Origin of the sequence: Sutcliffiella rhizosphaerae, assembly GCF_917563925.1 — a bacterium.
GTDB classification, from domain to species: domain Bacteria; phylum Bacillota; class Bacilli; order Bacillales; family Bacillaceae_I; genus Sutcliffiella_A; species Sutcliffiella_A rhizosphaerae.
This window is the reverse complement of record NZ_CAKJTJ010000008.1, coordinates 119781-132159: the sequence shown is the minus strand read 5'-3', so window position 1 is coordinate 132159 and position 12379 is coordinate 119781. Positions and strand designations below refer to the sequence as shown.

The window sequence follows — 12379 nt, the reverse complement described above, 5'->3', positions numbered from 1 at the left end:
CTGCTCCAGGCGCCATGCACTTTTCTTGTTAGGGGGAAAAAGATGAATGATTTAATTGGATTGCCGAACCGCTACAACCTAGAGAAATATATAAAACAAAAAATATGTACGAAGACAAAAGAAGAACAATTTGCCATCGCGTTCATCAATCTGAATCGTTTTAAGCTAGTGAATGATAGCTTAGGATATCGTGCAGGTGATTTACTTTTAACGCAAGTAGCATTCAGATTGAAAAAGGCGATTAGTAAAAAGGATATCCTATTTAGGCAAGGTGGAGATGAGTTTATTCTTCTTCTTTCGGATGTGGATAAGGAACAAGCATCTAGTATCCTTAGAAACATTCAATATTCTTTTGCAAAACCGTTTAAAGTGGATACGTATGATTTCCAATGTTCTGTAAGTATTGGAATTAGTCTATATCCAAAAGATGGGGAAAGTACTGAAGATTTGCTAAGGTTTGCAAATGTGGCAATGTATCATGCCAAAAATATGGGATACACCTATGAATATTTTCATACGGGGTTATTGGAAGAAAAAATAAATAGATTAAAAATAGAGCATGAATTAATCAATGCGATGGATAAGGGTGAGCTTTCATTGCTCTATCAGCCGAAGCTGAATTTGCAAACAGGTAATATTATAGGACTTGAGGCATTGCTTAGATGGAATCATCCGGAATATGGGGCAGTTTCGCCAGAAGTATTTATTCCTATAGCGGAAGAAGCTGGATTGATTGCCTCTATTGGAGAATGGGTCCTCTATGAAGCATGTAGACAGAATGCAATCTTGCACAGCCAAGGTCTATCGACAATTGTATCTGTTAACCTTTCCACGAAACAATTTTATCAAGAAGATTTAGTGGAGGTGATTACTTCTGCACTAAAAATGAACGGGTTAGATCCACGCTTTTTAGAAATTGAAATAACGGAAAGTATGACAGTGGATCTCAGCAAAGCAACCGCTATCCTACACAAACTAAGAGAAATGGGAATTCAGATTAGCATTGATGACTTTGGCACAGGGTTCAGCTCCCTTAATTACATTAAAAACTTTCCCGTTAATACCTTAAAAATTGATCAATCATTTATTCGTGATTTACATAATAATCTTTATGATAAAACCATCGTGAAAACCATTATTTCCATGGCACATCATTTAAATCTAAAAGTGGTGGCAGAAGGAATCGAAACAGAGGAACACCTTGCTTTCCTTCAACAAAACCATTGTGATGGAGGGCAGGGGTATTTTTTTAGTAAGCCTTTACCTCCACAAGAAATTATGCAGAAAATAGAGGCTCTCCAGCAAACGTTAGGGATAACCAAAAGTTCGAAAGAAAAAGGAATGTTTAAAAAAAAGCTTCAAAAAACACTGCGGCTTCAACCAAGTATAGCGTCGGAGAAACATGTCCTTCAAGAAAAATATCAATTAATTGCAGAGCATGCAACCGATCTACTAAGTGTTTTTGATAGCCAAGGTCAGCTTATATATGCCTCCCCTTCTCACGATGAAATGCTTGATGTTCATAAACTTGATTATTTCCAAAATGTTCATCCAGAAGATGCTCCTCTACTAGAAGAGAATCTTAAAAATATGTCACAGCAAAAAGCACCGATCCAAATGGAGTATCGTTACTTGCATAAGCAAAATTATTGGGTTCTCATTGATTCTTTGATGACCCCTGTTATTAGTAAGGGTGGATATGTGGAACAAATAGTAGCAATAGGAAGGGAAATTACCGAAAAGAGGAAAGCCGAAGAATTGCTATGGAATACAGAAAAATTAGCAGTTGTAGGAGAACTCGCAGCGGGAATTGCACATGAAATAAGAAATCCAATAACATCGATTAAAGGCTTCGTTCAGCTGTTTCAAAGTGGCGTAGTGAAGGAAGAGTACTTTAATATTATCTATGCAGAATTTACTAGTCTAGAAGAAATAATCTCAGAATTACTTCTAATTGCTAAACCACAAGCGATTCATGTAAAAACGATAAATGTTAGAAAATTATTGAAAGAAGTATGGAAGTTCTTCTATTCAGAGTGTGAGTTAAAGGCTATCCATATCGATTTGATCATGAAAGATGAAGTTCGTTTTTTCAAAGGTGATCCTAATCAATTAAAACAGATTATGGTTCATCTCATAAAAAATAGCATAGAAGCCATTCAAAATGGTGGGAAAATCACCATACATGCAAGCTATCAGTCATCAAATTTAGTGATAAGTGTAAAGGATAATGGAAAAGGCATCAGCAAAAATCGCTTAGCAAAACTTGGAGAGCCTTTTTATAGTAATAAGGAAAAGGGAACTGGTTTAGGTCTCATGGCTTGCTTTCGAATAGTTAAGCAGCATAACGGCGTAATGAGAATAGAGAGTGAAGAGAGTATAGGGACTACCGTCATGTTTTCCATACCAAATCAAGAGGAACCAAACTAACATATAAATGATGAAAAATGAGGTGGTGAATACATGCAGAGAATCGTATCAAGAGGAAGGAATATACAAGAAGCAATCGAAGTAGGTCTTCATATTCTGCAAGTAACACAAGACGAAGTAGATATTGATATCCTACAACATGCTGAAAAAAGCTTTTTAGGCATACGTAGAAATGGCGCAGTTGTAAAACTGACAAAATTAAAGCCAATGCAGTTAGACGATCATTTGCAAAATCTGTTTGGGATTGATGATGTAGAGACTGATAATACCCTTTCTTCATTAGAAAAAGAAGAACCAATAAAACAAGCTCAGGATTCCACTGAGGGAAAGGTATGGGTGAAGGGAGAAAAAATAAATAGTACAAGCTCGCCTTCTTATTTCCCAACAGTATCCATCAATAAAGGATTGGTCATTTATAAAAATCAGGAACCTCTAAAAGAAAAAACCATCGTACTTTCAACCAATGATGTATTTGAAATAAAGATACAAGCTAGAGAACAAACGAAAAAAACTAAATGGAAAGTCTTTTTAGACGAACGTAAACTTCGTGTTTATGCGAAAGTGGAGCCAGGATATCACATTATTAGATCCATCCCTGATATTCACCCTGCCAGACATATTGAGATTACCCTACAAGAAACAAAGGAAATTCATAATACTTTAAGCTACATCGATTTGATGAATGAAATGGAAAAGCTAAGAGTGATCCACGGGTTCAATCACAGTGCAATGATGAATGCGATTGAAACAAATGAAGCGGGAACATTCGAGATAGCCACAGGCATTGAAGCGAAACAAGGGAAAGATGGATGGGTGGAGAAGGTCAAAATATTCGAAAGAAATGAAACAATTGAAGTAACCGATAGCGTTGATTACAGAGAAAAACAGGAAATTGCTACTGTTGAAAAAGGAACTATTTTTGCCATCATTCATCCGCCAATCCCCGGTAAGATAGGATATACCGTTAGCAACGAGCCAATTCCAGCTAAACAAACATTCCCTGTCCTCCCTAAGCTCGGGAATGGGGTAACACTTGAAGGAAATAAAGTGGTTGCGACGGAATCGGGAAGGCCGCATATTGAAAATAGAGGACTAGCATATCAATTTTCTATTATGCCTAAGTATGTACGTGATGGTAATGTGGATCTTGAAACTGGCAACATTCGATTCAAAGGGGACGTGGAAGTAACTGGAGAAGTAGAAGAGCAAATGCTAATAGAGGCAGGCGGAGACATTACCGTACACAAGACCGTATATAGAGCAAATCTAAGTGCATCAGGTTCGATAATAACCTATGGAAGTGTGATAGATTCAGATATAAAAGCAGGGAAAAGTAACCTTCTCGTCTCTGAGCTCGGTATATTATTGCGAGATATTTATATTGATATGGAGAAAATATCTGCAACCTTAAAGCAGCTGATTCAATCGCCGTCCTATCAGGCAAGTGACTTTGCACATAAAGGCCTGCAACCGCTTGTGAAAATTTTGTTAGATAAAAAGTTTAAAAAATTCACATCAAAAGTAAAAAAGTACGTTGCGAAAATTAATAAAAACAAAGAAAAAAATATCGGAGAACAATGGATTAACTTAAGTACCTCTCTAGCTAACATATTTCTAATATTAAGGAATGACTCCTTAGCTTTAGAAGATGTTACCGAAACAGCAAAAGAGGTGAAACGGTTATATGTACAAAGCATGACCCCACTTGAGCCAAATTCATTCATTACTATTCCCAATGCTTTAAATAGCAGGATATATTGTAGCGGCAACATGCTCATCCTAGACCAAGGCAGTATTAATTCTCACCTGCATTCAGGCGGCACCCTAAAAGTAAATGGTATTGTACGCGGAGGAGAAGTCTATGGAAAACACGGTGTCGCCATAAATGAAGCCGGCGCAGAAAGTGGAACCTCCACCCTCATTTCCGTACCTTCTGGACAAACCATAAAAATACAAACAGTCAAAGAAGGCACCACCATAAAAATTGGATCAACCAAACACACATTCACCCATAGCCAATCCAACATAAATGCCCACCTAAACAAAGAAGGAAAGCTTATTCTTAGTGGGTCGTGATGTGGGTCGTGGTGGGTCGAGGGGACAGTCCCCTCGACCCACCACAGTCATTTGATGGTTTTTGACAACTGGTAAGGGAGTTCTTGCAACGTTTTAGATACATGGTCGAGCTTTTGTTCAATCCGGTGTAGTAAATAGAAGGTTACCACAATAGGAAAGCCCACTTCGCTTACCCATGTCCACCATTGTTCCATGATTATTCTCCTTCCTGTAAAGTGAAAGAAAGGCCTACTTTTGGAGTAGACCTTTCCTTTGTAATTATTGAGATAGTTCGAAATCAGTCACGTTTCGCTCAATGATTCTAGCACCATCTTTACTAACGAAGCTACCGCCTTTAGAAGTGAAGACATCCGCAGCCACAATGCTGTCCATGGCTTGCTCGATTTCTTCAACGGTTAGATCTGCTCTTGGAAAATCCACGGTGATTCTCGCTTTTTCTCCATCTTCGTTAATGAATGTAAGTTCAAGTGTAAACATAGTATTCCCTCCCTTCAAGTTTGTTTATCCCTACTATTAAACTATTAAGAAATGAAGCTCACTACGTTTTACTGTAGATACCGGTGTTTCCTGCAAAGAAGAAATTGCTTCTGCTGCTTGAAGCAACCCAGCTGTTTCTGCATCGACCTTGATGTTGTTATAGTTCTTCGTACGGTAGATCAACTTTCCATTGTCATCTTCCCCTAACTCATACATCAGACGAAGCTGTACATTTTCCACCACATGCTGTGCCATGTCCCTCACCCCCTTTCACTATCTATATAAAGTGGAAGGGGGGAAAAGGTAGCAAAGGAATTACAAAAATTTGTATTTCTCTAACATGCTATGAGTAAAAAACCTAGGCCAACTCCCCAAGTTCAATCCGTTCCGCCACCACAGTCCCTTCTAATTATCTACTTCTGTTGTTCTCCTCTGAATGTCTATAAACTTCATAGATTAGTATTTCTCTAAATAAGATAAATATCTTATTTTTATTAGAAAAAAATAAAAGATACTCATAATTATATTAAAAACTCTGAAAATTCGGTCTATACTGCAAATCCATACTTTTTAGGGATATGCTATTATTCACTCAGGGCCCAGATAAATAGAGAGGAGGAGATAAAAATGAAAGAACTAAACTTAAAAGTTGAAGATTTCGATCTTGAGGTGGAGGTTTACGAAGTTTCTTCTGCCACAGTATTAGATACAATGGGAGCTTCTGTTGGAACAAATTCTTGTTCAGTAGTTGTTACTCAGCAATAATATAAAGTTACTTAACGAGTGCTCAGTTCTTAATGAACTGGGCATTCATATTATTAATCAACATAAGAAGGGAAGTCTGAAAAAAATGGATGTTCAAAATAATTATATAGTCAGGAGGCCAGCATTAGAATTAGACATTCTCAAGTCTATCTATCAAAACGGAGATTGTATGGAGATTTTATTAGAAGCAGCTCTAAAAAACAGCGATGTGATGGAGAGAATACTCATTGCAAGTAATAGTTTGTATCAGCAATTAGTGAGCGGACAGTTAAGCAGCGGAGCAAAACTATCTCTGATAAAATATTTAATCCGTATGTCATCAAGGACTATGCCATTTGGACTGTTTTCGGGTTTATCCATGAGAAATTTTACAGAACCCATGCACAATTCCATGTTGGGTGAAGAGAAAAAAGTAAGGATATCTATTAATTGGTACAAGAGACTGATTTCTCGTGTAGAAAAATCGCAAAATATTCATTCGGAGTTAAAAGTATCTATCAATCCATCTGTCATCATTAATGATCAATATTTAAGTATCGAAAACATAATTAATAATACTTATCAACATATGAAAATAAAGAATGGCTCTCTAATAAAATCTCTTCTTTATCACTCCGAAACTCCGATAAAAATTGTTGATTTATTACATAAAATTGTCCCACATAGTAACGAGAAAAAAATATTATGTCTGGGTACTATTCAAAAATTGTTAAAAAGCGGGTTTCTAATAAGTGAGCTTCAGCCATCCGTGTCTTATTTGGAAGGTGATAGTCTATTAGAAAAATTGCTAAATAGCAGGCATTTTATAGAAGAGGAACTATATACCTCTCTATGCACCATCGCTTCATTAATAAAAGATTATTGCAAGCAACCTGTAGGAGATGGAATTTCAACTTATTTGGATATTATCCACAAGATGCAAGCCATAACGGAAAGTAATCAATATTTAGTGATTGACTTGATTATGCAAAGTGCTGATCGACAAGATGAATTAGAACAAGAAGAAGCTAGTGCTCTGGTTGGAAATGTCTCTTTTTTAGCTGATTTAAGCCAGCAATTTTCTTTTAATATATGGGACAGTTATTATCTTCAGTTTATCAATAAGTATGGCTATTATAACGAGGTCAGTCTTAATGAGGTACTCGATAAAGACAAGGGCATTGGACTTCCCACTTTTATTGGGCAAGAACAATATGCTGAACTCGATGAGAAATATATGAATATTGTTTTGGGGAAAATACTCGCTGGTCAAAGAAAAGGCCAGGATACGATAGAACTAAGTGACGAAGATGTCCATAAAATAACTGATATATATGCCGATAAATTAAAGCATAAATTAAATGATGGTTATGATATGAAGTTTTCCAGTTTTATAGAAGATAATAAAAAAATGTTCCATTTAGGGGTGAATTCTTTTGGGAACACAGGGTCTTCCTTTACAGGCCGCTTTGACTTGAAGAATGACATGAATCCTTATTATTATGACGATTACTATCTAACATGCGAGATCAATGGAATCCCCAATAATTATCCTGACTTAGGAATCACCTATCAAAAACCGAATTATGTCATTAACATTAATAGTGTTAACGAACATTATGAATCTGAAAGAACGATACAAATTGGTGATATTTATGTTGGAGCAGATACTAATGGCTTGTACCTGAAGAGCAAATCCTTGAATAAAAAGCTGTTGCCTGTCTCCACACACATGCTTTACTATAATAATTTTGTTGAACAAAAAACCTTATTGTTTTTATCATTATTCGGAAAATACATGAGTAAAGTCCCTAAAAATATGGGTTTGGGACGTTATAGGTTTTTAAATTTTATACCAAGAATTCAATATAAAAACGTCATTATTTCTCCAAAGAGGTGGAACATTTCTGTTGAGGATTTAGAAGTAGATCCAATAGGTAATTTACATCGATTATCTGACGAATTCTCGTTAAACAATCAGTATGTATATCTACTTGATGGAGATAAGACGATGCCGATCATTGTCACATCACCGATTGGACAACAACTAATTATAGATTATATAAAAAAAGCAAAAAGATCTGGAGCATACATTACTCTTATTGAGGCACCTGAGTTAAATGCTAACGTGAGGTGTAATCAACCATATATTGTGGATTATGTTGTTACTGTTTTGCCGTCCAGATCAGGAATTGAATTAGAGAACTTATCTATGGGAGAGGATGTAGCAACTCATGTCAGAGAAATAAGGAAAGATTGGGCATACTACAAAATTTCTTATAACCAAAATCAAAAAGATAAAGTGTTAACTCTTTGTTTACACTTTCTATATAAGCAGGGATTAAGTGAAGTGTTTTTTATTAATTATAGTGATGTAGAAAGCGGGGATCATCTAAGAATAAGATACAAAATTCAAAGCTCTTCAATTAAAAACGAGCTGTCTACTTTGCTGACTGAGCTATTGGAGAGTGAGCTTATCCATGATTATTCTGCACATATTTTTGAACCAGAGATAAATAGATATGGTGGACAACAGCTTTATGATATTGCATATCAATATTTTTGCAGTGAAACGAAAGTTTATTGTCAAACCGCTTTAGAACAAACAATTGGTATCGTAGATAAAAAGGAGCAAGGAATCATTTTTATCCTTTTTTCCGTATTTGATTTCTTTGATAGTTATGAGAATGCATTCATTTTCTTAGAACAATTACATGACTCAGTGAAAAAAGACCATGTAATTTTACAACAATTTAAATCTAACAGAAATTATTATGTTGGAATCGGAGAGCGTGCCATTGCTTTTTATAAGGAATACCAAAATAGTATTTTCAAAGATAAGAAAGAGATGGGACGCGAATACTCAAAGCTAGTTACAGCTAGATATTCAAAGGAGAGAAGTAATTATATTTTCAATAGTATGGTTCATATGACATTGAATAGAGTAACAGGAATTAATAGATCACTTGAAAATGAAATCTATTGTCTAGCAAAGTATATTCTTTATAACTTGAAGTATTCTTTGGAAATAAAAGGAGAATATTATGAATTTTTATGAGATAAAGATTTTCATGAATGAAGTAGATAATCACCAAATGTATGATTGGATCAAACCATTGATGAAAGAGAAGGAAGCTTTATCAATAAAAAAGAGCTTCGAAAATGGCTATCATATATCCCTTTTTGGTTTTCTGTATCCAGAAGAAGCGAAAGCGATCTATGACAAGTGTCAGGAATTGCTTGAAACCTATCCAACCACAGTATATGACACAAATGAATTTATTAATAAATATAGAAAAGTGGCGGATTTATCTTTAAAGGAAGGAGTTCTTGATGAAATCTATCAGAATAAAATGGAGATAAAGAAAAGAGAAGATTTATACGGATTTCAGAATAAAGAGCAATTGCACCTATTTTTAAAGATTAATAAGGTGTTTGATAGGCACTATGTAAACAGCTATTGGGAGAAAGATAACAATATACTTTCCATTATAAAAGATGTTTTCCCTTTCTTTTCTTTCCTTCCAGACCAAACACTTTCCAAGGAATTTGCTCTTTATTCCAATGGTTTTACTTCTCATTTATCTCATTATCTTGGATTTTTGCATTCGTTAAGTAATGAAGATAAAAATAAAGTCATAAAACGTTTTAATCAATTAGGTGAGCGGGATAAGGAAATGTTACATATAGAGACTGCAGTGGAGAACGAATTTGTTACTGAATTAAAAATGATATACGAGGATATATGCAAGTCTATTGACAATGAACTTCTCAATTTTTACTCACCTAAGTCAAAGGATGAGATTAGCAGGAAGGTGGAACACTCTACACAACGTCATAAACTGGTGCTAGAAAATCCCGCTTTAAACCAATTAATTATTAAAGACCCTGTGTTAATTACGAATCGGTGGGTGTTAAATGTTTTTTATGAAAAACTAGTTTTATTAAACATAAAACCTTTAGAAAAATTTTATATGAATTATTTGCTTAGTTCATTTAGATACAGTAAAGAGGAGGTATATGGATGATAACCTATCTCGATCCAACAATATATATTATTGATACAGAAACTGATTTTTATATTTGCACAAAGGAAAAGAATTTAAAGTTGGTCCTTGAAGATGTATATAAAAACAAAGTTTACAAATTAATCGAGGAGTTAAAAAAGGATGGACATTATACTTCATCTGACAATTTTGAAATGAAAATCCGCCAGCTGTTACTGGATAAAGGTATACTAACATACCAAAACAAAAACAAGGAGATAGACCTAGATGGGCTTTCAGCAATTGTTGGTCCTATAAAATTGTTAGAAACAGTTAAAGAAGAGTTTGGTGATAGAGTTCATCTTAATGAACAAATTAACATGTTAATCATTCACAACAGCACTAAGACAGACCCGATATATGTATCTGTCAGAAATAACAACATGTGTCTATCAAGCAAAATGTTTGAAAATACGATGCAAGAGAAGTTAAATGATGAGTATTTAACATATGCAGGATATGTTTTATTAGAGCAGCTCAGAAAGAAAACATTTCAAATAGAAGATCTCTCTCATTACATTGTAGCTATTAATTTAGATTCCTATGAAAATACTGTGAGAAAAATAACATTAAATCAAATCAACTATAAGAATTTTAAATCAAGTGTCCTCTTTGATAGGGACATTATTAATGGAACGATAGACTTTGACTACCACTCCTATTTTCCTTTTATCTGCATTAGATATAATACTTCAGAAATAGAAAAAGAGCTTTTTGTATTTGGATTGAGTGAAGAGGATGCGATAAATAATTTATTACATCTCCTTTCTAACCTTCATGATGATATTGACTACCTCCCAATAGAAAAGGTCTCTTTGGAAAAAATAGATACCCTACTCAAAAAATTAATATATATTAAACTACAAAAAAAATTAGAGATTAGTGAGATTGAAAATATGGTGCATGTGTTTATAGGAGAAGATAAATATTCCTATCCATCCGACTCAAACTTCCATCCTATAAGTTATGCTCTATCATTGTATTTTAATGAAATGTACGTTTCAAAAGGTCGGGAGGCACTGGTCTAATGATTTACAATCAAGAAGTTGAAGAGACTATTGTAAATCGTTTCTTTCCTAATTTGGAGTCCATGCAGCATGACTCCTATATTTTATCACTTGTTAAAGGAGAAAATACTATAACGATTTACAGGAATGGAACAATCTCTAATCATGATTCCAAAGAGTATGGGGATGAACCGAAGATTACCTACGTCGCGGATGATAAAAATAGTCTTGAGAAAAGTATGCTTTTTTTAAAGATTCATATTAAGAAATTTAGTCAGATGAAATTTGATTTTCATGATCGAACAGTAACGTATCAATATAGTCTTGATTACTCTCCACATTCTTTAAAAAAATCACGATTAGAAAAACGATTACGATCCCATATAGCTTTAGTTGATTTAAAGAATGCATTATTTAATATACATGGCGGTTACGTATTGAGAGAAAAAGAAGGATCTGTTGCGGTTGCTAATAGAAAATTTTTTACCATACAAGGGTTCGGATTTGAATATCATACTTCAACTGCTGTTAGGAAAGCCTTGATGGAATATATAGAAAGATATTCCAGTGTGTTGAAGCTGCCTGGTACGATAAATGGATCGTACGAAGAATTACAAAAAGAAAATAGCCTTGTTAACCCAGAGAAATTTGGATTTTATAAGCCGAGTCTAAGTAAAGAAAAATATAATCTTACTCCTTTCACAAAAAGCCTTCATATAGACTGGGTACCGGCGGTTTCACTAGTTAACCATGACGTCCGTTATGTACCTGAACAGTTGGTGCAATATTTAAAACCAGACATTGAAAACAAATTTATGATTGAAAGCTCTAACGGGTGTGCCGTAGGAAATAGTGTGGAAGAAGCGAGTTTATTTTCTGTATTAGAGGCATATGAGAGAGATATTTTTTTCAAGACGTGGTTCAGTAACGATTCGGTAATCAAAATTGAACAAGTAAAACAGTATGAGAATCAAGAACTCTACTTTTTATCAGAGGGTTATTTACTAGAATTTTATTTATTGGAAAATGAAGCTAATATCCCAGTTGTTTGGGGACTCATCAGGAGTATCCATCCACAAAATGATATATATTCCATAACTGGACTGGGCTGTCATACTCAATTAGAGCAAGCTATCGAGTCTGCATTTACTGAATTATATAATGCCTATAAAAATTTAAAAAGCTTAGAAAACAGTTCGTTAACATCTTTAATTAAAGAGGTAGAAAATAAAGATAAACTAGAGAACATTCAAGATCACTTTTATCTTTTTGCATCTTATAAAATCCAACCATTGTTAGATAAAAAGATAAGTAATAGGAAAAGGGAAAAGTATTCAAAGTTATTGGATATGTCATTTTATGAGCAATGTATCAAGAATGAACTGGATTATGTGATTAAAAAGATAACGCCTCAATACGAGGATATTCTACAAATAAAACAGTCAAATCGTTTACTATCATCTCTTTCTTTGAGCTGTACAAAAGTTCTGCTCATTGGTTCCATACCGGTAGATTTTACTACAGACCTTGTGAGATTCAATCATTCTAAATACGATATAGCTAGGCTTGAAGGGAAAAACATTCACCCTTTAGCTTAAT

Annotated in this window: 10 protein-coding genes; 7 read left to right on the top strand and 3 right to left on the bottom strand. The window is 34.5% G+C overall.

Going from position 1 to position 12379, the window contains the following annotated elements; all coding sequences use genetic code 11:
* Positions 1–42: 42 nt before the first annotated feature.
* Complete coding sequence (locus LRP81_RS09845) at positions 43–2430, top strand: EAL domain-containing protein (RefSeq protein WP_230501103.1); 2388 nt, start codon at positions 43–45, stop codon at positions 2428–2430.
* 33 nt (positions 2431–2463) lie between these two features.
* Positions 2464–4506: a flagellar assembly protein A gene (locus LRP81_RS09840; protein ID WP_230501102.1), complete on the top strand. Its 2043-nt coding sequence runs from the start codon at positions 2464–2466 to the stop codon at positions 4504–4506.
* A gap of 47 nt (positions 4507–4553) precedes the next feature.
* On the opposite strand, the gene LRP81_RS09835 is transcribed toward LRP81_RS09840, so the two are convergent.
* The 3 genes from LRP81_RS09835 to LRP81_RS09825 all read right to left on the bottom strand — a co-directional run bounded on the left by LRP81_RS09835 (position 4554) and on the right by LRP81_RS09825 (position 5238).
* On the bottom strand, positions 4554–4700 hold the full coding sequence (locus LRP81_RS09835) for a YvrJ family protein (protein WP_230501101.1): 147 nt from the start codon (positions 4698–4700) through the stop codon (positions 4554–4556).
* Between the two features lie 64 nt (positions 4701–4764).
* Entirely contained in the window at positions 4765–4983 is a 219-nt protein-coding gene (locus LRP81_RS09830) for a DUF2922 domain-containing protein (protein ID WP_230501100.1), read from the bottom strand.
* Positions 4984–5019: 36 nt separating this feature from the next.
* Positions 5020–5238: a DUF1659 domain-containing protein gene (locus LRP81_RS09825; RefSeq protein WP_230501099.1), complete on the bottom strand. Its 219-nt coding sequence runs from the start codon at positions 5236–5238 to the stop codon at positions 5020–5022.
* Positions 5239–5610: 372 nt separating this feature from the next.
* Here LRP81_RS09825 and LRP81_RS09820 point away from each other — a divergent pair, with 372 nt between their 5' ends.
* From LRP81_RS09820 to LRP81_RS09800, 5 genes are all read left to right on the top strand, one after another.
* Complete coding sequence (locus tag LRP81_RS09820; RefSeq protein WP_230501098.1) at positions 5611–5748, top strand: hypothetical protein; 138 nt, start codon at positions 5611–5613, stop codon at positions 5746–5748.
* Between the two features lie 85 nt (positions 5749–5833).
* The gene (locus LRP81_RS09815; RefSeq protein WP_230501097.1) at positions 5834–8785 is read left to right on the top strand and encodes a thiopeptide-type bacteriocin biosynthesis protein; all 2952 of its coding nucleotides are present in this window, start codon (positions 5834–5836) and stop codon (positions 8783–8785) included.
* 13 nt (positions 8786–8798) lie between these two features.
* Entirely contained in the window at positions 8799–9755 is a 957-nt protein-coding gene (locus tag LRP81_RS09810; protein ID WP_230501096.1) for a hypothetical protein, read from the top strand.
* On the top strand, positions 9752–10801 hold the full coding sequence (locus tag LRP81_RS09805; RefSeq protein WP_230501095.1) for a hypothetical protein: 1050 nt from the start codon (positions 9752–9754) through the stop codon (positions 10799–10801). The genes LRP81_RS09810 and LRP81_RS09805 overlap by 4 nt, the downstream gene beginning before the upstream one ends.
* Positions 10801–12378 carry a YcaO-like family protein gene (locus LRP81_RS09800; RefSeq protein ID WP_230501094.1) on the top strand — a complete coding sequence of 526 codons (1578 nt, stop codon included), beginning with the start codon at positions 10801–10803 and terminating at the stop codon, positions 12376–12378. The genes LRP81_RS09805 and LRP81_RS09800 overlap by 1 nt, the downstream gene beginning before the upstream one ends.
* Position 12379 lies beyond the last annotated feature (1 nt).